An 18,847-nucleotide genomic window follows, 5' to 3' on the forward strand; every position below is an offset into this window, starting at 1 on the left:
CAGTGCAACGTCTCTACAACGGGTTATATTTCATGCACCATCCTAACCTAAGCCGATGCTTTCGACATGGCCATCAGCTCGGCCAAGTTTTCGCCAACAATGGGATCTTGTAACATCAGGGCTAAGGCGTTTTCCAAAGCGACTTTGTCTTCACAATAATGCTCTTTAGTGCCAAAGCTGATTTTACAGGGATAGCCCGTCCGGTCTTGGCTCCAGGTAGCAATTTCTTTTGTTGGTGACACGGGGAATGGGAATAGTGGATTTATGGCGCAGATAGCCTGATATTTTATGTTTCGAAAATCTATGCGGCTACCACCGAGTGGATTAAAATCAGGTGCTTTTTCACATTCTCTTATTTGAATGTTTACATTCCCCTTGGTCGCGTTAGCAAGCTGTTTGTTCAACTCATCGAAAACCGAGTTTATTTCACGTTTATTTTTTTCGGCTATTTGGGCCGCATCCAAGCCTTTATTAAAGGCGGCAATAAAATCTACCATTATGGTTTCCTCGCAAATGTGGCTATGACGGGAAGATGGTCAAAAATTGACTTATTTTTTACCATCTGTAAATAACCAGGAATATCTATAATCCCCGTTGATGCTTCATTCAAAGCCCATCCTATCTCACCCAAAAACGCCGATGACACCATGATTTGGTCGAAAGTGTGCCATTTTGTCGTAGATCCCTTTTTGTAATAATAGGTTCCGGCATAATCTAAGGCTTGCAGGTTTGGATAACTTAAATGCCGCCAAAAGGGATTATAAAGCAGTTGCTTTTTTCTTTGCTTGATGACCCATGCTTTATCGCGGGCCGCCATCAGTTGGCGGCTTAACGGAACATCAAAAGGTTCGTCATTATAATCACCCAGCAAAATAATATACGGGGCGGATTCAGAGTTATCGATAATATCATCCACGGCATCACGCAAACGTATTCCCAGCAAATGGCGGTCTGCATCACTTTCGGGACAATAACGCCGACTTTGCCAATGTGACACCAATAGATAAAACCAAGTGCCATCGATTAGTTGCACGCCGATTTTTTGGGCGATTTTCATCCTCTTACCACCTCTTGCATAGTCGATGTCTATAGGGGTGCTAATTTGTAATCTATCAGGCCGATAAATAAAACAAGTATCAGAGATGACCTTACCTGATTGCGACACACCACTTTCAATGCGGTAGCCCTCTAATCCATCTAGCGATCTTAATAGGGTAACATCATCTTTTGATATTTCCCCTAAGGCCAGAAAATCAACGGCACAATCGAATAACAGGCAATAAATCATTTCAATGACAATTTGCTTATCTTCATCACTGGCGCGGCTTTTTGCCAACGGCGACAAACTGGTGTTCCACCAAGCAAACGCTAACGGCTCAACAACTCTGTTCAACGGACAAATCCCTCAACACCGCCCACCAAAAACCTACCGCCCCTTCCCCTTACTCCCCCCATAAACCTTACTCTTACTAACCCCCGGTTTCTGCTTATCCAAGCCCGTATATTTAGTCTTAAACGCTTGGGTTTTGCCAGTCTCTGGCACGGTGCCTTTGGGTTGGAACGAGGGGATGAGGTGGTGTTTGCCGTTGCCGATCAAATCCGCACGGCCCATGTCTTTTAAGGCTTCGCGCAGCAGCGGCCAGTTTTTGGGGTCGTGGTAGCGTAAAAAGGCTTTGTGCAAGCGGCGTTGTTTGACGCTTTTGGGGATGTAGATGTCGGGGGCTTTGTGGTTGACTTTGTGCAGGGTGTCTTTGCCGGAATGGTACATGGCGGTGGCGGTGGCCATCGGCGAGGGCAGGAAGGCTTGCACTTGGTCGGCACGGAAACCGTTGCGTTTTAGCCAGAGGGCCAGGTTGAGCATGTCGGTGTCGGTGGTGCCGGGGTGGGCGGCGATAAAGTAGGGGATCAGGTATTGTTCTTTGCCCGCTTCTTTGGAGTATTGGTCGAACATTTCCTTAAAGCGGTCGTAAGTGCCCATGCCGGGCTTCATCATTTTTGACAGCGGGCCTTGTTCGGTGTGTTCGGGGGCGATTTTTAGGTAGCCGCCGACATGGTGAGTGACCAGTTCTTTGACGTATTCGGGCGACTCGACCGCCAAATCGTAGCGCAGGCCGGAGGCGATGAATATCCGTTTGATGCCGGGCAAGGCGCGGGCGCGGCGGTAGAGCTTGATGAGCGGGGTATGGTCGGTGTTAAGATTCGGGCAGATGCCAGGATACACGCAGGAGGGTTTGCGGCAGGCGGCTTCGATTTTTTCATCTTTACAGGCCAAGCGGTACATATTGGCGGTGGGGCCGCCCAAGTCGGAGATGTGGCCGGTGAAGTTGGGCGAGGTGTCGCGGATGGCTTCAATCTCGCGGATGATGGAGTCTTCCGAGCGGCTTTGGATGATGCGGCCTTCGTGTTCGGTGATGGAGCAGAAGGTGCAGCCGCCAAAACAGCCGCGCATGATGTTGACCGAGTGTTGGATCATTTCAAACGCGGGCACGTTCGCGCCGCCGTAGGCTTTGTGCGGCAGGCGGGAGTAGGGCAGGTCGAACACGCCGTCCATTTCTTTGGTGGTCAGCGGGATGGGCGGCGGGTTCAGCCAGACTTGACGGTTGCCGTGCTGTTGGATCAGCGGGCGGGCGTTGCCGGGGTTGGTTTCGGCGTGCATCACCCGTGAAGCATGGGCGTATAAAATCGGGTCGTCTTTGACGGCTTCGTAGGCGGGCAGGCGCAACACGGTTTTGGCGCGTTGGCTACGCATCAGCAGTTTGTCGAAGCGGATGGCGTGTTCGCCCGCGTCGAGGAGGCTGCTAGGCGCGTCGGGTTTTAGGTCGCAGGCAGGCTCTTCTTGGTAGGGGTTGACGGGCGGCATTAATGCCCCGGGCTTGTCGATGTCGGTGGAGTCTTTGACGGCGTAGCCTTTGGGGATGGTTTTGACGAAGTGCGCGGTGCCACGGATGCCGACCAGGTCGCCGATGGCTTCGCCGTTGGCGAGGCGGTGGGCGATTTCGACGACTTGCCGCTCGGCGTTGCCGTAAACCAGCAGGTCGGCTTTGGCATCGAGCAGCACCGATTTGCGCACGGTGTCGGACCAGTAGTCGTAATGGGCGATGCGGCGCAGGCTGGCTTCAATGCCGCCGATGATGATCGGCACGTCTTTAAAGGCTTCGCGGCAGCGGTGCGAGTAGACGTTAACGGCGCGGTCGGGGCGTTTGCCCGCCGCTCCGTCGGGGGTGTAGGCATCGTTGGAGCGGATTTTTTTGTCGGAGGTGTAGCGGTTGACCATCGAGTCCATGTTGCCCCCGGTTACGCCAAAAAACAGGTTAGGGCGGCCTAGGGCTTTAAAGTCGGCGGCGGATGTCCAATCGGGTTGCGAGAGGATGCCGACGCGGAAGCCGTGCGACTCTAATAAGCGGCCTATCAGCGCCATGCCGAAGCTGGGGTGGTCGATGTAGGCATCCCCGGTGACGAGGATGATGTCGCAACTGTCCCAGCCCAGCTCGTCCATTTCGGCGCGGGTCATCGGCAGTAAGGGGGCGGTGCCAAAGCGTTGCGCCCAGTATTTGCGGTAGCCGAACAGGTAGGGGGCGGCTTGGGTGGTGTCGGTCATGGTTTTATCACTTGTTTAAGGGTGCTGGCGTTATGCTTGTTTAAATCCCGCAAAAACGCCGGAAAATCGATGTGTAATTGCTGCTCCAGCGCGACGGCGCGGGCACGCAGGCTTTTTAAGGAGATGCCCGGCACGGCCTGCTTAAAGGCCAAGCCGATGATGTTGCCGCGCCCGACCACGGGCAGGAATAATAACTTCCAGTCGAAGGCTTTGCCCAGCCACAGTGCGGCGGCTTGGAACAAGGGGTTGCTGGTGCCACCCCAGAGGTTAATGACCAAGATGCCGTCGTCTTTTAACAGGGCTTGGCAGGCATCAAAAAACGCTTGGTTGCTGATCGAAGTCGCCATGCCTTCGTGGTCGAACGCGTCCACCACCAGGAGGCCATAGCGTCCGTGGTGGCTGTCGGTACGCTGGCGGACATAATCGCCGCCGTCGCCGATAATGATTTTTAGGCGCGGGTCTTGCGGCAGGCCGAAATGGCTGCGGGCGACCCGCACCACGCTTTTGCGGCTTTCTATGACGGTCAGGCGGCAATCGGGGTGGTGGTGGAGCAGATGCCGGGTGATGGAGCCGCCGCCTAGGCCGATGAGCAGCACGGGGTCGGCCAGCGTCTCCTTAAAGAGCTGCCAACTGGTCATGCTGCGCACATAAGCTAAGGCCAAGTGTTCTGGGTCAGTTAACAGTATCGCGCTTTGGATGGAGGATGAGCCAAAGTGCAACGATCTTACGCCTGCCGCTTCCACCACTTCGATGATGCCGTCGTCATCGTGGCTTTCGTGGATCAGCAAACCATCATATTTTTGCATAGGGGGCCGTGTCAAAAAACTAACCCGTTATTATACAGGCAAAAAGTGTTTTTGCAGGCGTTAATCGCTTGACTTTTTAACGGTTTGCCTAAATTTGGGCAGTTGCTGCCAGCACTTGCCCATTAATGGCTTCAAAAATCTTGGGCTATGTCGGCAAGGCTTGGCTTTAGTGCGCTATTTCCTTGTTTTTTGTGGCAAAATAAAATTGATGGGCAATGTTATGTTTTGGTGCATGGCATGGTGCATCGTTTAACGTTTGCTGTATAATTGGCCGTTTACCCAGTATGCCCTTATTAAGACGGTAACGGGGCTGTTGGCCTTTTTCTACAATAGAGATAAATATGATTGAAATCACTGCGTTAGGTTTATTGGCTTTAGCGGTTGTCGCCATTATTTTTGCACCTTCCCAAAAATCTGCCGCCGCTAAGTTGGCGGCTAAATTGCACATCCCGGAAGATTCAATGTTAAGACGGCATTTCCTTACCCATGTGCGCCACCAAGAGCCTTTGCTGGCTGATGCGTTGGAAAAACGCTTGGCTAAAGCCCGATAAGCCGCCGCCCGATTTTGCCTTCATGCCGTAGGCCGTAGCGTTGGCCTACCGAAGGCCGGATAAGGTTTTACCGCCTTATCCGCGCATCCCTTGATTTCCCCTGCCGCTGCTTGCGCGGCTTTTGCCTGTTTTTGCCCGCATTAGCCATTTTTCTCCCACCGCCCATCCCGTTTGGCGGAAATGTCCTACGTTTAGGATTTTCAAGGCTAAAAAAGCCTGCCGTAAAGGTATTTTCCTGTCTTATACTATTTTTAAGCATTTTTTTTACAGGGTGGTTTAGAATGTCTGTTTTAAATAGATTCTAGCTGTGCCGATGACTAAAGTGCCCTTAAGATCCGATAATTTTTTTAAAAAAGCCTGTTACTTTGAGGCCTCGCTAATTCTGGTGGCGATGCTGTTAGGCTGGATCGCCCATCTCAACCCGTTCGCCAACATTCACTTTACTTTCGGCAGCTTGCTGTATGGTGGGGTGGGGACGTTGCCGCTGTTTATGATGTTTTTGGCGATGGAGAAAGTGCAGGGGCATTCGGTGGCGCAAATCCGCCAGTTTTTGCTCAGAACCTTAGGCCCCAGCCTGCACCGTTATGATTGGGTTGGGCTGTTGGTTTTGGCGGCGGTGGCGGGGATTTCCGAAGAAATTCTCTTCCGTGGCGTTATTCAGCCTTGGCTGGAAGTATCGTGGGGGCTGACGGCGGGGTTGTTGCTCAGTAACGTGTTATTTGGTTTGGTACATTCGGTTACGCCGCTGTATTCGGTACTGGCGGGGTTGGTCGGCATTTATTTGGGGGTGATGATGGATATTCAGGGCGACCGTAACTTGCTCACACCCATCATTATTCATGCCTTGTATGATTTTTTGGCCTTTCTCGCCCTGATGCGGGCGTATCGGTCAGGGTTGGCGACACAAGCTTAATTATGGCTTAGGGTCAGGATGCGCCTAGCGCAGGGAGGAAGGGATGAAAATAGTCGCGCTGTATAGCATCAAAGGTGGGGTGGGTAAAACTGCCAGCGCGGTGAATTTGGCTTTTCTCGCCGCACAGGGCGGCTACCGTACTTTAGTGTGGGATCTTGACCCGCAAGCCGCCAGCAGTTTTTATTTCCGCATTAAGCCGAAGCTGAAAGGCGGTGGCAAGCAATTGTTCGCTGGTGACAGCGAATTGGAAGACTTGATTAAGGCCACTGATTTTCCGGGTCTGGACTTATTGCCCGCCGATTTTGCCTTCCGCAACCATGATTTTTTATTGGATGCCAAGAAAAAACCCACCCGCCAACTGAAAAAACGCCTCAAACCCTTGGCGGAAGCCTACGATTTTGTGTTTCTGGATTGCCCGCCGAACTTGTCTTTGTTGTCGGAGGCGGTGTTTGTCGCCGCCGACGTGATCTTATTGCCGCTGATCCCCACCACCTTGTCGCTGCGCACCTTAACGCAGTTACAAGACTTTATGGCCGGACATGAGTTGGCTAAACTGCCTTTGCTGCCTTTTTGTACTATGGTTGACCGGCGCAAATCCCTGCACAAGGATATGATGCGGCAATTGTCGGCGACTGTACCCGAACTGTTGCAGACGGTTATCCCTTACGCCAGCGATATTGAGCGCATGGGCTTGGAGCGGCGGCCCTTGGGGGCTTTTTGTAAGTCCGGCCCGTCAGTAAGGGCCTATAATGAACTCTGGCAAGAACTATTGGCTCGAATCGGCGTAGTGCCTAGACCCTAAAGCCTGCTGTTAAGGCACTATTCAGGCGATTAACGATAGGATGTAGATGCACCGCATCCCTAGACCCCGGACAAACTACGATGGAAGCCACTGAAAAACTACATACTGCGCAGTTTTTGCAGCACCAATTGCACGAAATCGTTACCTTACTGGCCAAACAGCAATTGGAAATGTCGCTGGTGCAGCGCGGCCCCGCCACTAACCATGAGTTGGTGGAGACGGTGCTGCATAAACAGCATCATACGCGCTTGCGGGAAAAATTCGCGCTGTTGCATCCGGCGGACATCGCCTTTATCCTCGAATCGTTGCCGTTAGACCAACGTAAGGCCGCCTGGGATGCCATTAAGGCCGACCAAGACGGGCAAGTTTTGTTGGAAGTGTCGGATGCGGTCAGGCATAGCCTGATTTCCGGCATGGCGGCGGACGAATTGGCCTCGGTGGCGGGTAATCTGGACGCGGACGAACTGGCCGATTTGGCCGCCGATTTGCCGAAACGGGCGATGCTGCGCATTTTACGTTCGCTGAACAGTACCGAACGCACCCATCTGAACGCCATTTTGTCTTACGAGGACGATGAGGTGGGGGCGTTGATGGATTTTGGCATGATCACCATCCGCGATGATATGAGCCTGAAAGCCATTTCTTCGTATATCCGCAAGCTGGGCAAATTGCCCAGCCATACCGATAAGTTGTTTGTGGTGGACGGCCATAACCGGGTTAAGGGGGTGTTGCCGTTGCAGCGCTTGCTGACCCATGCCCCGTCTTTGCATGTCGCCGAGGTGATGGTCACGGATTTTGTGGTGTTCCAGACTGACCAAGATACCGGCGAAGCGTCCCGCGCGTTTGAGCGTTACGATTTGATTTCCGCGCCCGTAGTCGACCAAAACGGCGAGTTGCAGGGGCGGTTATGCGTCGATAGCATTATGGATTTTATCCGCGAAAAATCCGATGAGGATTTGCTTAGCCAAGCGGGGGTGACGGAAGAGGAGGACTTGTTCGCCAGCGTCTGGAAAAGCGCCAAGAACCGTTGGGGTTGGCTGTTGATTAATGTCGCCACCGCCTTCGCCTCGACGCGTATCATCGGCCTGTATGAGGATGTGATTTTGCAGTTGGTGGCGTTGGCCTCGTTGATGCCGATTGTCGCGGCGATGGGCGGCAATACGGGTAATCAGACCAGTATGCTGATTATCCGCTCTTTGGCGTTAGGGCAGATTACTGCCGCCAATGTGCAGCGGCTTATTAGGAAAGAATTGACCCTGGCGGCACTGAACGGGACGTTCATCGGCCTGATTATGGGCTTGCTGGGGTTTTTGCTGTATCACGACCTTGCTTTGGCGGGGGTGATGGCGACGGCGATGTTCATCAATTTGCTGGTGGCGGTCATCGTCGGTTTGAGTATTCCGTTGCTGCGCTATAAGTTTGGCAAAGATCCGGCAGTCGGCACCAGTGTGATTTTGACTTCCATCACCGATTCGATGGGGTTTTTTATTGTCTTGGGCTTGGCTAGTTTGTTTTTGTTGGGGAAGTGAGTGGGCTTAAGTGGCAATTATCAGTCAAGAGGCTAAAATTTGCACGGTAACGTCTTGAAGCCTCTAGGTCCCACCATCGCTTGGAAAATAGAAATATAATCCAAAATTATACAGGAATTAAAGACCAATGAGGAAAACTTGCGCTAAAAATCAATACTTTTAACGCGGTAAGGTGCAATAGGAGAAGCCGTATGGCACCGTATGTTAAGTTGCAATCATTCGGCGCATTACGGCTATCGTCTAATAAGCCATTATAAGTTTAATAAAATTCTTAAACTTATAACCTATTGTTTTTGCTTGTGTCGCTATTTGTCTAAAACCCCTTCGTTTGTTAGGCAATCCGTGATTTACCTGTTGACACCATACGGCATATTGCCGTATATTCATTACATGAAAGAATCAAAACCACCAACAGCCCGTCTTGAAGCCCGCTTGCCCCCCCATATTCACGCGATGCTGAAACGCGCCGCCGAGATAGAAGGGCGGACGTTGACAGATTTCGTTATCGCGGCCTCCAGTGAGGCGGCACGGCGGACAATAGAGGCCACCGACATTATCCGCCTTTCCGTGGATGATCAGCGTCTTTTTGCCGAAAGTATCCTTAACCCCCCTGAACCAACAGCCGCTTTACGCCGGGCTTTTGAGAAACGCCGTGAACTGTTCGGTGTTGAGTGACCGCCCTTTTCCGCCTCGAAGCCTTAGCCAGCCAGCATGACCGATCCGCTTTTACCAGCGGGGACGGTAGGCTTGACCTCTATTTCCAAACACAGGCCACTCAGGATAGTCGCCGCCGCATAGCCAATTGCTTTGTGGCTGTCGAAACAGCGACCCATCAGGTGGTTGCCTACTATACAATAGCATCCGCCAGCGTATCCACAGCGGATTTGCCCCCGGACGATGCCAAACGCCTGCCCCGTTATCCCACTATGCCAGCCGTCCGCATTGGGCGTTTAGCCGTAGACAGGCGGTATCAGGGGCGTGGTTTGGGGAAATCCTTGCTGGCCGATGCCGCCGTAAAGGCGATTGCCGCCGCCCCCGCTTCGTTTGCCCTGCTCGTGGATGCCAAAGACGATCAGGCCGTGAATTTCTATAAGCACCACGGATTCCGCCAGCTTGTCGGTATGCCCAGAGTTCTGTTTTTGCCTTTAGCCACGGCTGAAAAACTGTTGCTTGCTTAACGTCTACTTGCCCACGTTAGTCCTTTTTGCGTACCGCACCAGACAAAATTGGACAATTGCAAACAGTCCTTTGCCGTCCTGACAATGTGTGTCATATATTGCTTTCAGATTTAACTGGCCGGAAGAGCCAATGATGCACCTTGAACAAGAACCGAAATCCGAGCGGATCGACATCCGCACCACTCCGCGCGTAAAACGCGCCCTGCAAGACGCGGCGACCGTCACCAGCAAGACGGTTTCCGAATGCCTGCTTGACAGTGCCTTGACCCGCGCCGCCGAGGTCTGTATAGCCAATACGATATAAATTGATGATGCCAAAAAGGCGACAGGAAGGACTGTACGTCCTTGAAGGACGGGCAGTCCTTATCGGCTTATATTGGATTAGCTATATTGATTAAGATGAACATGGACTTAGCCCCTCTATCAATAATGGAATTACACGGCACCGGACAAAGGCTAAAAAACAGCCCATTCCCCGTTATTCAAGGCAGAAAAAAGCCGCCATCCGGTCAAAGATACAGCGGCTTTTCATCACATCGCCCAGCCTACTCAACACCACCGCTTAGGCATAACCTAAGCGGTGGCTTAGCCGTTTACCCTCAATCCGCGTCATCAGGCAACGGGGTATCCTTAATGATACCCCGGTCTATCAACAGGTTAATCACGCAACGTACGCTTTCGGCTAAGGATTGGTCGTGGGTGTTGACTGCTAGCTCCGGCTTTTCGGGGGCTTCGTAAGGCGAGTCGATACCGGTAAAAAATGGGATTTCCCCGGCGCGGGCTTTTTTGTACAAGCCTTTCACATCGCGTTTTTCACAGGTTTCAATCGGGCATTGGCAATAAATTTCTATAAAATCACCGTGTGGGACTAAGCTCCGTGCCGCATTACGGTCGGATTTGAACGGTGAGATGAATGCGGTCAAGGTGATTACGCCCGATTCGATAATCAGCTTGGCGACTTCGCCTATCCGCCTGATATTTTCCACGCGGTCATCGTCGCTGAAGGTCAGGTCGCTGCATAAGCCATGACGGACGTTATCGCCATCCAAAACAAACGTGGAGATGCCCATCTTATGCAAATAGTCTTCCACCGCATGGGCCAGGGTGGATTTGCCGGAACCTGACAAACCGGTAAACCAGATAATCACACTTTTGTGTTGATGGAGTTTTTCCCTGTCAGCGCGGGTGATAGTGGCATGATGCCAGACAGTATTGGTGCTTTTTGTGGTAGTCATACTCTTTATCAGGTCTAATGGAGGATAGGGAATAATCTTAACGGTATTTTTCGGCAAATGCTGTGATAAATGCACCTAGCTGGTCTAAGGGCAAATGGTTGATACCCGCCGCGCTTTTGCGGCCACCGCCCGTCGGGAATGATGAGCATAATTCATCCGCACCCGTTTTGTTGGTTAAGGGTGCACGGACGCTGATTTGGTAATCGCCTTTTTCGGTGAAGCTAAACACGGCATGGGCGCGGCCGGGGTTACGGTTAGCCAGCTCATTGCCGAACACGCCGCTGATGCGCCGTGCCCAAGCGACATCCGGTAAAATGTACACGCCGATGGCGGCGGTCTCATGCTCTGGTTTAATCTGCAAAGCTTGTGCCATATCTTCCGCGTAACCGCCCAGCAGTTGTTGGTAGCTGGCGCTGTTGTCGCTCATGAAATCGAACGGCGAGGCATAAGGGGCCAGTTCCCGGAACAGTACATCAGGGGCAAAATGCAAATCTTCCAAGCTGCCGCCGTAGCCGTTATAGTTGATACACACGCCTAAATCGTTGAGCTTGTCGAGTTGGGCTTGTGACAAACCTAAGGGTTTGGCGGCGGCTTCGGCACTGGCGATGAGATTGTCGCCAAAGGCGGCGGTGACTGCCCATGCACGGTATTTGCCTTGCAGGTGTTGGTCTACTAGCAGGCTGGTGCAGATATTGGCATCGGTATTGATCAGCGTGGTCAGGTTGGGGTGTTCTGGGATAATGCCGGGTTGGTGGTGGTCAACATAAAACACCCGCGCCCCTAGGCTTAAAATGCGTTCCAAAGCGGTGCAGTTTTTTTCTAAGGAAATGTCCAAAACGGTCACTTGGTCGCCTTCTGCGGCGGTGACTTGGTTAAGCAACTGAATGTCCCGTTTGATACCCGTGACTAATTTTGCGTCGGCGGGCTGGGCAAGGCGCAGTTGCACCAACGCACATATACCATCGGCATCACCATTAAATACATCAATTTGCATCTGTTTATCCTGCTGTGGTTGTGGACTTGTATTGTAGGGGAAGGCCGCCAATAATTCAAAAGCCTGTTATTGGCATTTGTAAATCAGATGGGGCGAAAAAGGCTATTGGATGTAGAATATCGCTAACACCACATAATAAAAATAGCCGATTCTGCATGATAAACCAAGATAAATCCGCCAATCTCCGCTTTTTGAGCAACGCACTACGGCATGTTTTGCCCAATAATCAAGCGGTTTCGCTGGCCGTTTTGCTGGTGGCGATTTTTTTGCTGGTTTATTTTTTGTCCGACCTGCTGATGCCGGTATTCGCCTCCATCGTCATTGCTTACTTGTTGGAAGGTTTGGCAAGCAATGCCGAAAAATTCCGCTTGCCGAGGTTGTTGGCGGTATATCTGGTGTTTTCGGGGTTTATGGCGTGCCTGATTTTTTTGCTGTTTTATCTGATGCCTATTGTCTCGCAACAGTCGGTCGAATTGGTGCAGCATATCCCCGAAATCATCAGCCGCGCCCAGCACGGTATCATGCGCCTGCCGGACATGTATCCGAAGTTCATTTCCGAAAACCGTATTCTTCAGATTATGAACGCCGTGCAAAAAGAGTTGCTCACTTATGGGCAGAACGTGCTGTCGTTGTCCGCCGCATCAGTGATAGGTTTGGTCAGTGTCATGGTCTATCTGTTTTTGGTGCCGATGATGGTGTTTTTCTTTTTGAAAGACAAAAGCGTTTTTATCAATTGGTTTTTGCAGTTTATGCCCACAGACCGTTACTTGACCGTGCGGGTTTGGACAGAAGTGGACACCCAAATCGGCAATTATGTGCGCGGTAAGTTTTCCGAGGTGTTTGTGCTCTGGGCCATCAGTTACATCACGTTTGCCGCGCTGAACTTAAATTACGCCATGCTGTTGGCGGTGCTGATGGGCTTATCGGTTATCATACCTTATATCGGTGCGACGTTGGTGACGTTTCCGGTGCTGATTGTCGCTTATTTCCAATGGGGTTTGGAAGGCGACGAGTTTATGTATATTGTCATCGCCTATTCGATTATTCAAGCCCTGGACGGCGTGGTGTTGGTGCCGCTGTTATTTTCCGAGGCGGTTAACCTGCATCCTGTCGCCATTATCATCGCCATCTTGTTTTTTGGTGGCTTATGGGGTTTTTGGGGGGTGTTTTTGGCGATTCCCTTGGCCACGGTGGTCAAGGCGGTTTTGAGTGCGTGGCCGCGCCTTGGCGATGCGGAAACCACCATTTGTCCTTAGGGCGGGTTAAGGTGATTTACAAGCGTATGCGGACTCCTTTATAATCGGTGGCTTTACCGTTATTTCCCTCTCCCACAGTTCCAGCCGGTGTAGCTCAGCAGGTAGAGCAGCGCACTCGTAACGCGAAGGTCGTAGGTTCGATTCCTATCATCGGCACCATTAATCAATCAGTTGCAAAGCCTTACGCTTTGTTGTTTTGCCCTTCATGGTAAATTTTCCCCATCCGAAATAGGGGGGGGGGCTGGTTTCTCAACCGCTGTACGCCGCCCGGTATTTCGGTACACGCACCAATCTCTAAATGGTGGGGGTTGCCGTACTTTCGCCTCTACAACAGCTTTTATTTCATGCACTTTCCTAAGGTCTTTGCGCTCTGCTTGAACAGGCCGTATTCTATGAAAGGTTGCTTATCGCGGAAACACGGCGTGATTTTTTATAACGCGCTACAATGTGCGATAGTGAGGGGCTGCCATGAAAGCAATGCCGTCAGGCCTGTCAGGTTTTAACAAGCCAAAAGGTTTGGTCCGTAAATGTCGGCGCTAACCTTTAACTATAAACTTTTCCATTCCTTATCCGTCCTATTATGAGCCAAGCCTTCAGTATCTTAAATCATGAGATCCTTTATAACGGTTTTTTTCGTTTGGAAAAGTATCGCCTTAAACATACCTTATATGCAGGGGGATGGAGCGCTGAGCTAGACCGGGAGCTGTTTATACGCGGCGAATGTGTGGGGGTGCTGTTATATGACCCCAACACGGACCAAGTGGTGCTGATCGAGCAGTTTCGGGTCGGGGCATTAGTGCAGCCGGACCGTGCTTGGCTGGTGGAGATTGTCGCCGGGGCGATTGAAGAGGGCGAAACCGCCGCCGAAGTCGCCTATCGTGAGGCCTTGGAAGAGGCGGGTTGCGCCATTGAAGAACTGCTGGAAATCAGCCGCTTTTACACCAGCCCAGGCGGCACGGCGGAACGCCTGACCCTGTTTTGCGGCAAAGTGGACAGCACGGCGGTGGGGGGCGTTTATGGCTTGGCGGAAGAACACGAAGATATTCTGGTACGCGCCGTAGACTTTGCCGACGCTTACCGGATGCTGGAAACCCGCGAGATAGAATCGGCGATACCCATTATTGCTATCCAATGGTTGGCGCTTAACCGGACAATGCTCAGGCAACGCTGGGCGGCCACACCCTTTTAACAGCACGCCCCCTTATGACGAGCTATCCGAGAGTATTATCCTGTTTGCGGCTACTCAGCGTGAGTTTACCCATTCTGCTGGTTGGCTGCGCCGGTACGCCAGAAAACCAAGCTCAGCCGCCCCAGGCGGTCGCCCCTTCTGGCCGTCGCCCGCCTGCCGTCAATTATGCCTTAAGCCTGCAAGGCGCACCTTACCGTTACGGTAAGGAATCACCCGAAGAGGGCTTTGATTGCAGTGGCTTTGTCCGCCACGTCTATCGGCGGCACGGTATCGTTCTGCCCCGCACCACCCGGCAAATGGCGGCGGCCTTACCGCCCATTTCCAAACATGCCGTACAATCGGGCGACTTGGTGTTTTTTAATACTGACGGCAATGCCTTCTCGCATGTCGGTATCTATATCGATGATAGCCAATTTATCCACGCGCCTAGCGAACGCACGGGTTCAGTTATAGTGTCTAACCTGAAAAACCATTATTGGAAAAAACATTTTACCGGTGTCCGAAGGCCATCTTTACACCGCGCCGCCAATTGATGCTGGCCATCAGAATTTCCCGCCCTTAACAGACAGGGGGTTTAGGTCTCTTCCCCTGTTAACAAGCGTTCGATATTGGTTTTGTGCCGCCAGAGCAAAAAGACCGTCATCACCGCTGTGGCGCTGACAATAGCGGGATCGCCAATCAGGAACCACGCATACAGCGACGACAAGACCGAGGCGACCAAGGCCGACAGCGAGGAAATTTTACCGATTTTATACATCAGCAGCCAAGTCGCCATAACCGCGCCCCCCAACAGCCAAGAAAAGCCCAGTAACACCCCAACCGAGGTAGCGACACCTTTACCACCTTTAAAGCCAAAAAACACCGGGTACAAATGTCCCATAAATGCCGCCAAGCCAATAATGGCCAGCAACTCCGTCGGTACGCCCAACATTTTTCCGGCATAGACCGGCAGCAGGCCTTTGAGCGAATCGCCCAGCAGGGTAATCCCCGCCGCCTTCTTACCGCCAAAGCGCATGACATTAGTCGCCCCCGGATTACCCGAACCCTGCTCACGCGGGTCAGGCAGACCCATTAAGCGACAGACAACAATCGCACTACAAACAGAACCCACGCTATAGGCGAGCGGCACCAACAACCATTCCATCATTCTTTACCTTTACCCTTAAAGACCCGTAAGCCGGAAGCACCTCCGCCGCTTACTGTTTAAAAAAAGGTAATCATACCGGAAATTGGCTGGGCGTATTATTTTTTGGCTTTGGTGTTGGCGGGAGGATAGGCTTATTGTTATCATGGCCGAATAGGCCAGATACCGCCCAATCCCCATGAAGCCCCATAAAAATGTCTAAATGATTGCATGGAAATAAAAGTTAATTTTTTAATCGCCGGCACCCAAAAATCAGGCACAACCGCATTAGATGCCTATCTTCGATTACACCCTAATCTCGGTATGGCCAGTGAAAAAGAGGTGCATTTTTTCGATAACGAAACCTACTTTACCAATGACCCGATAGACTATTCTCCATATCACCAAGCCTTTGCCCCAAAGCCAGAACATCGGTTATTTGGCGAATCCACCCCCATCTATATGTATTGGCGCACAGCCTCCGAAAGGATTTGGCGCTATAACCCCGACATGAAATTCATCCTTATTTTAAGAAACCCCATCGAGCGGGCATTTTCACATTGGAATATGGAGTGCAGCAGAGGTGCCGAGCAACTGAGTTTTTGGGAAGCGATCACTAACGAACAGCAACGTTGCCAAGCAGCTTGGCCTTTACAGCACCGGGTCTATTCGTATATTGACCGGGGATTTTATAGTAAGCAGTTGGCCGACATCTGGCGTTATTTCCCCCGCCAAAATACCCTACTGCTCAAACATGAAGAGCTAAAGGCGAGTCCTCAAAAAATTGTCAATCAAGTGTTTGATTTTTTAGGGGTTGATAGGCTGATTGACATCAAGCCCCATGAAATATTTGCCATACCTTATGGGCAAACAATAAGCCCGAAAGAAAAAGCCTTTCTTCTGGAGCGTTTCGCCGAGGAAATCAACACGCTCGAACAGCAATTAAATTGGGACTGCACTGACTGGAAGAACAATGGCTGAACAAAAAAAGGTTTTATTTTTTAGGGATTATGAAGGCTTTAGCGGCGGACATCTAAAAGTCTGGAATTATTTCAACCATTTTATTGCAAGGGATTATGCCCCCTCTATCTCTTTTTCAGAACAGAGCTTATGGGATAGCAACAATCCGTGGTTTGCGGCAAAAGACAAGGTTTTATCTGACATCGGTGCGATCACACCTGATATTGTGTTTCTTGCGGGTATGGATTGGCTAAGAAAGCCTGAGATTAAAAACTGTCCGGCCACAACTCCTATCATTAATTTAGTGCAAGGCATCCGGCATAGGGAACCCGGCACGCCGCTATATTCATTTTTAAAAAATAAAGCCATCCGCATTTGTGTCAGCGAACAGGTGGCGGAGGCCATTCGCCAAACCCAACAAGTTAACGGGCCGGTTTATACGATACCTAACGGCATTGATTTGCCGCCGTTACCCCAAGCCATACCTTTTGCAGACCGCCCCATAGACATCTTAATTTCCGGCTTAAAGCACGGCCTATTGGCGCAGCAGCTGGCTGAAAGCTTAAGGCCTTTAAATAAAAACGTCACGGTCTTAACGGGCTATCAGTCGCGCGCAGACTATCTAAAACAAATTAGCCAAGCCAAAATAGCCGTTTTTTTACCGCTGCATGAGGAAGGTTTTTATTTGCCCCCGTTAGAAGCGATGGCTATGGAAACACTAGTTATTTGCCCCGACTGTATCGGTAACCGTTCTTTTTGTCTGCCGGATGACAATTGCTTCCGTCCCCAACATGATTTTGTCGCCATTTTAGATTCAGTTCATCAAGCTGTCTCGCTTTCAATGCATAAAAGACAACAATTATTATCTAATGCGAAACAGACAGCGCTTAAGCATAACCTTCATACTGAACAACAAGCATTTTTTGAAATTTTAGACAATCTACCTAACATTTGGTGAGACAAAATGAACCATTCAAACATTATCTTAACAGGCCTGCCCCGATCAGGTTCCACATTAGTTTGCCATTTATTAAATAAGGTCAATAACACGATTGCCCTTAATGAACCCATGGCGGGCAATTTTCCGGAAGGCGCAACACAGCAGGAAATTTGCGGTGAAATAGCAGAATTTTTTGCCAGTAGCCGCCAATCAATTTTAGAAAAAAAACAAGTATTAACCAAACATATCAAAGGCAAGGTTCCAGATAATTCATTTGGGCCTGAAAAAAACAGCAGCGGCTTAAGAACAAACCATCAGATGGAAAGGTCTTTTATTGACATAGAAAATGAGGTCTCTGATAATTTTACACTGTGCGTCAAACACAATGGCTTATTTGCATTGCTTTTAGGTGAGTTAACTTCATTTTTTCCCTGTTATGCCATTATCCGAAATCCGTTGGCCGTGTTAGCCTCATGGAATAGTGTTGATATCCCTGTAAATTATGGGCATATCCCCGTTGCCGAAAATGCAGACCGAGAGCTTTTCCAGGCATTAAGCGCGATACCGGACAGGTTAGACCGGCAGTTTCACATCTTATCTTGGTTTTTTGGCCAATATAAAAACGCCCTTCCTAAAGAAAAAATAATCCGTTATGAAGAGGTGATTGAGTCAGGGGGGTCGTCGCTAAAAATGGTAACTTCTGGTGCAAGCAAGCTTGCCGAGCCCTTGGTTAATAGAAATGTAAATGATTTATACGACAAAGCACTGATGCTTTCATTGGGGGAGAGGTTGCTAAATACGGAAGGAGAGTATTGGCAATTTTATACCCCTGAAGATGTAAAAAGCCTGCTGTCTAAAATTATCGGGTAGAATCGACAGCATTTCAGCGGAACTGGAAATGATCCATTCCGCTGAAATGCTTTTATTCTGTAAAGAATACTGACGGGGGGTTAGTTTTTACGGCGACGTGTCGCAGTCAAAGCTAACATGCCAAGGCCTAAAAGTGCGATAGTCTCTGGCGCATCTATGGGTGAAGCGTCTGAAGTAAATTCAACACGAAGACCCGTAGGATTAGATGAAGGATCAGTTTGGCCTGCCAGCAAGGCATTATTGACAACAAAATCAATATAATTAGAGCCGCTAGTAAAATAGGCGCTTAATGAAGCGAGCGTAAACGCATGTAAGACACTTCTTTGGGTCGCCGCTGTGGCATAAGTTGCCGTTAAAGCGTCGCCTGCTATAGTGTGTCCATTTAAGCTTATGCTTTGTAATTGGTTGTCACTTGCCCACATCCCGCTAATGCTCGCACTATTCGCGTGATAGCCACTTAAATCAAATGTGACACGGTAGGTATAGTTAGCAACTGCTACGCCCATGTGATCGGCTGCCGATGAGATCCAAGAAGAAGTCTGACCGCTAGGATTGGTACTGCCTACCCAGTAAGTTGTGCCGCTAGGAGGGTTGGACAGGACACCCGAACCGCCCGCAGACGCACCATAAGCAGTGCCTCCGCTATTGACTGTCCAATGGCTGTCGGCAACGCCATTAGCAACCAATGTCGTGCCGGACACTACACCCGTATTGAACAATGTTGAGATGCTGGCCGCTTGTGCACCATCCGCCCAAAGGGAAAAAGCGACAACCGCTAAGGCCGAACAGCCAAATATGCTTTTATTTATTTTTTTCATTACTTATTTCCTCGTATTCATCAGAAAAATAAAATTCAGTGGCTGCTAAGAAATCACGATTTATAACAACAACACACAAGCGAAC

Annotated in this window: 21 protein-coding genes and 1 tRNA gene; 14 read left to right on the plus strand and 8 right to left on the minus strand. The window is 50.5% G+C overall.

Features of this window, described 5'->3' with window-relative positions; genetic code table 11:
- Positions 1–47: 47 nt before the first annotated feature.
- Genes AADEFJLK_RS10220 through AADEFJLK_RS10235 form a run of 4 tightly spaced genes read right to left on the minus strand, consistent with a single transcriptional unit; the run spans position 48 to position 4,404 of the window.
- On the minus strand, positions 48–497 hold the full coding sequence (locus AADEFJLK_RS10220) for a hypothetical protein (RefSeq protein WP_088618960.1): 450 nt from the start codon (positions 495–497) through the stop codon (positions 48–50).
- Positions 497–1,393: an endonuclease/exonuclease/phosphatase family protein gene (locus tag AADEFJLK_RS10225; protein ID WP_103974193.1), complete on the minus strand. Its 897-nt coding sequence runs from the start codon at positions 1,391–1,393 to the stop codon at positions 497–499. Before AADEFJLK_RS10225 ends, AADEFJLK_RS10220 begins: the two co-directional genes overlap by 1 nt.
- Before the next feature lie 33 nt (positions 1,394–1,426).
- Positions 1,427–3,598, minus strand: a complete 2,172-nt coding sequence (locus AADEFJLK_RS10230) for a YgiQ family radical SAM protein (RefSeq protein ID WP_103974194.1) — start codon at positions 3,596–3,598, stop codon at positions 1,427–1,429.
- Positions 3,595–4,404, minus strand: a complete 810-nt coding sequence (locus AADEFJLK_RS10235; RefSeq protein WP_103974195.1) for a spermine/spermidine synthase domain-containing protein — start codon at positions 4,402–4,404, stop codon at positions 3,595–3,597. Before AADEFJLK_RS10235 ends, AADEFJLK_RS10230 begins: the two co-directional genes overlap by 4 nt.
- 341 nt (positions 4,405–4,745) lie before the next feature.
- Between AADEFJLK_RS10235 and AADEFJLK_RS10240 the strand changes: the two genes are divergently transcribed.
- From AADEFJLK_RS10240 to AADEFJLK_RS10275, 7 genes are all read left to right on the plus strand, one after another.
- Positions 4,746–4,955: a hypothetical protein gene (locus AADEFJLK_RS10240; protein WP_088618964.1), complete on the plus strand. Its 210-nt coding sequence runs from the start codon at positions 4,746–4,748 to the stop codon at positions 4,953–4,955.
- Between the two features lie 313 nt (positions 4,956–5,268).
- On the plus strand, positions 5,269–5,868 hold the full coding sequence (locus AADEFJLK_RS10250) for a CPBP family intramembrane glutamic endopeptidase (RefSeq protein WP_103974197.1): 600 nt from the start codon (positions 5,269–5,271) through the stop codon (positions 5,866–5,868).
- Between the two features lie 43 nt (positions 5,869–5,911).
- Positions 5,912–6,670 carry a ParA family protein gene (locus AADEFJLK_RS10255; RefSeq protein WP_088618966.1) on the plus strand — a complete coding sequence of 253 codons (759 nt, stop codon included), beginning with the start codon at positions 5,912–5,914 and terminating at the stop codon, positions 6,668–6,670.
- An 80-nt stretch (positions 6,671–6,750) separates the two neighbouring features.
- A complete protein-coding gene (gene mgtE / locus AADEFJLK_RS10260) occupies positions 6,751–8,199 on the plus strand; it encodes a magnesium transporter (RefSeq protein WP_088618967.1) in 1,449 nt (482 codons plus the stop codon).
- A 390-nt stretch (positions 8,200–8,589) separates the two neighbouring features.
- On the plus strand, positions 8,590–8,874 hold the full coding sequence (locus AADEFJLK_RS10265; RefSeq protein WP_103974198.1) for a type II toxin-antitoxin system TacA family antitoxin: 285 nt from the start codon (positions 8,590–8,592) through the stop codon (positions 8,872–8,874).
- Positions 8,871–9,377 (plus strand): GNAT family N-acetyltransferase, encoded by a 507-nt coding sequence (locus AADEFJLK_RS10270; RefSeq protein ID WP_103974199.1) that lies wholly within the window; start codon positions 8,871–8,873, stop codon positions 9,375–9,377. The genes AADEFJLK_RS10265 and AADEFJLK_RS10270 overlap by 4 nt, the downstream gene beginning before the upstream one ends.
- Before the next feature lie 130 nt (positions 9,378–9,507).
- Complete coding sequence (locus AADEFJLK_RS10275; RefSeq protein ID WP_198328508.1) at positions 9,508–9,681, plus strand: type II toxin -antitoxin system TacA 1-like antitoxin; 174 nt, start codon at positions 9,508–9,510, stop codon at positions 9,679–9,681.
- Positions 9,682–9,976: 295 nt separating this feature from the next.
- Here AADEFJLK_RS10275 and cysC read toward each other — a convergent pair whose 3' ends face one another.
- Together cysC and AADEFJLK_RS10285 are read right to left on the minus strand one after the other, a co-directional pair.
- Entirely contained in the window at positions 9,977–10,612 is a 636-nt protein-coding gene (gene cysC / locus AADEFJLK_RS10280) for an adenylyl-sulfate kinase (protein WP_088618970.1), read from the minus strand.
- 37 nt (positions 10,613–10,649) lie between these two features.
- Positions 10,650–11,606 (minus strand): DHH family phosphoesterase, encoded by a 957-nt coding sequence (locus AADEFJLK_RS10285; protein ID WP_088618971.1) that lies wholly within the window; start codon positions 11,604–11,606, stop codon positions 10,650–10,652.
- A gap of 155 nt (positions 11,607–11,761) precedes the next feature.
- On the opposite strand from AADEFJLK_RS10285, the gene AADEFJLK_RS10290 reads away from it, so the two are divergent.
- From AADEFJLK_RS10290 to AADEFJLK_RS10305, 4 genes are all read left to right on the plus strand, one after another.
- Positions 11,762–12,862 carry an AI-2E family transporter gene (locus AADEFJLK_RS10290; RefSeq protein ID WP_088618972.1) on the plus strand — a complete coding sequence of 367 codons (1,101 nt, stop codon included), beginning with the start codon at positions 11,762–11,764 and terminating at the stop codon, positions 12,860–12,862.
- A gap of 83 nt (positions 12,863–12,945) precedes the next feature.
- Positions 12,946–13,021 (plus strand) — tRNA-Thr (locus tag AADEFJLK_RS10295).
- A 421-nt stretch (positions 13,022–13,442) separates the two neighbouring features.
- Positions 13,443–14,051 carry an NUDIX domain-containing protein gene (locus AADEFJLK_RS10300; protein WP_088618973.1) on the plus strand — a complete coding sequence of 203 codons (609 nt, stop codon included), beginning with the start codon at positions 13,443–13,445 and terminating at the stop codon, positions 14,049–14,051.
- A gap of 59 nt (positions 14,052–14,110) precedes the next feature.
- Entirely contained in the window at positions 14,111–14,584 is a 474-nt protein-coding gene (locus AADEFJLK_RS10305) for a C40 family peptidase (protein ID WP_232463787.1), read from the plus strand.
- Positions 14,585–14,625: 41 nt separating this feature from the next.
- Here AADEFJLK_RS10305 and plsY read toward each other — a convergent pair whose 3' ends face one another.
- Entirely contained in the window at positions 14,626–15,198 is a 573-nt protein-coding gene (gene plsY, locus AADEFJLK_RS10310; protein ID WP_088618977.1) for a glycerol-3-phosphate 1-O-acyltransferase PlsY, read from the minus strand.
- Between the two features lie 207 nt (positions 15,199–15,405).
- Here plsY and AADEFJLK_RS10315 point away from each other — a divergent pair, with 207 nt between their 5' ends.
- Genes AADEFJLK_RS10315 through AADEFJLK_RS10325 form a run of 3 tightly spaced genes read left to right on the plus strand, consistent with a single transcriptional unit; the run spans position 15,406 to position 17,944 of the window.
- Positions 15,406–16,155 (plus strand): sulfotransferase domain-containing protein, encoded by a 750-nt coding sequence (locus AADEFJLK_RS10315; protein ID WP_103974200.1) that lies wholly within the window; start codon positions 15,406–15,408, stop codon positions 16,153–16,155.
- A complete protein-coding gene (locus tag AADEFJLK_RS25100; RefSeq protein WP_103974201.1) occupies positions 16,148–17,092 on the plus strand; it encodes a glycosyltransferase in 945 nt (314 codons plus the stop codon). The genes AADEFJLK_RS10315 and AADEFJLK_RS25100 overlap by 8 nt, the downstream gene beginning before the upstream one ends.
- 6 nt (positions 17,093–17,098) lie before the next feature.
- Positions 17,099–17,944, plus strand: a complete 846-nt coding sequence (locus AADEFJLK_RS10325) for a hypothetical protein (RefSeq protein WP_103974202.1) — start codon at positions 17,099–17,101, stop codon at positions 17,942–17,944.
- Between the two features lie 80 nt (positions 17,945–18,024).
- Here the strand turns inward: AADEFJLK_RS10325 and AADEFJLK_RS10330 are convergent, their stop codons facing one another.
- Positions 18,025–18,762 (minus strand): hypothetical protein, encoded by a 738-nt coding sequence (locus AADEFJLK_RS10330; RefSeq protein ID WP_103974203.1) that lies wholly within the window; start codon positions 18,760–18,762, stop codon positions 18,025–18,027.
- Positions 18,763–18,847: the final 85 nt, after the last annotated feature.

Source organism: Methylovulum psychrotolerans (assembly GCF_002923755.1).
Classification (GTDB): Bacteria; Pseudomonadota; Gammaproteobacteria; order Methylococcales; family Methylomonadaceae; genus Methylovulum; species Methylovulum psychrotolerans.

Bases quoted from the DNA above. Each gene is read 5' to 3' on its own strand.
- AADEFJLK_RS10220 (WP_088618960.1), bottom strand. From the start codon at position 497: ATGGTAGATTTTATTGCCGCCTTTAATAAAGGCTTGGATGCGGCCCAA.
- AADEFJLK_RS10230 (WP_103974194.1), bottom strand. From the start codon at position 3,598: ATGACCGACACCACCCAAGCCGCCCCCTACCTGTTCGGCTACCGCAAA.
- AADEFJLK_RS10235 (WP_103974195.1), bottom strand. From the start codon at position 4,404: ATGCAAAAATATGATGGTTTGCTGATCCACGAAAGCCACGATGACGAC.
- AADEFJLK_RS10240 (WP_088618964.1), top strand. From the start codon at position 4,746: ATGATTGAAATCACTGCGTTAGGTTTATTGGCTTTAGCGGTTGTCGCC.
- AADEFJLK_RS10250 (WP_103974197.1), top strand. From the start codon at position 5,269: ATGACTAAAGTGCCCTTAAGATCCGATAATTTTTTTAAAAAAGCCTGT.
- AADEFJLK_RS10255 (WP_088618966.1), top strand. From the start codon at position 5,912: ATGAAAATAGTCGCGCTGTATAGCATCAAAGGTGGGGTGGGTAAAACT.
- mgtE (WP_088618967.1), top strand. From the start codon at position 6,751: ATGGAAGCCACTGAAAAACTACATACTGCGCAGTTTTTGCAGCACCAA.
- AADEFJLK_RS10265 (WP_103974198.1), top strand. From the start codon at position 8,590: ATGAAAGAATCAAAACCACCAACAGCCCGTCTTGAAGCCCGCTTGCCC.
- AADEFJLK_RS10275 (WP_198328508.1), top strand. From the start codon at position 9,508: ATGATGCACCTTGAACAAGAACCGAAATCCGAGCGGATCGACATCCGC.
- cysC (WP_088618970.1), bottom strand. From the start codon at position 10,612: ATGACTACCACAAAAAGCACCAATACTGTCTGGCATCATGCCACTATC.
- AADEFJLK_RS10285 (WP_088618971.1), bottom strand. From the start codon at position 11,606: ATGCAAATTGATGTATTTAATGGTGATGCCGATGGTATATGTGCGTTG.
- AADEFJLK_RS10290 (WP_088618972.1), top strand. From the start codon at position 11,762: ATGATAAACCAAGATAAATCCGCCAATCTCCGCTTTTTGAGCAACGCA.
- AADEFJLK_RS10300 (WP_088618973.1), top strand. From the start codon at position 13,443: ATGAGCCAAGCCTTCAGTATCTTAAATCATGAGATCCTTTATAACGGT.
- plsY (WP_088618977.1), bottom strand. From the start codon at position 15,198: ATGATGGAATGGTTGTTGGTGCCGCTCGCCTATAGCGTGGGTTCTGTT.
- AADEFJLK_RS10315 (WP_103974200.1), top strand. From the start codon at position 15,406: ATGGAAATAAAAGTTAATTTTTTAATCGCCGGCACCCAAAAATCAGGC.
- AADEFJLK_RS25100 (WP_103974201.1), top strand. From the start codon at position 16,148: ATGGCTGAACAAAAAAAGGTTTTATTTTTTAGGGATTATGAAGGCTTT.
- AADEFJLK_RS10325 (WP_103974202.1), top strand. From the start codon at position 17,099: ATGAACCATTCAAACATTATCTTAACAGGCCTGCCCCGATCAGGTTCC.
- AADEFJLK_RS10330 (WP_103974203.1), bottom strand. From the start codon at position 18,762: ATGAAAAAAATAAATAAAAGCATATTTGGCTGTTCGGCCTTAGCGGTT.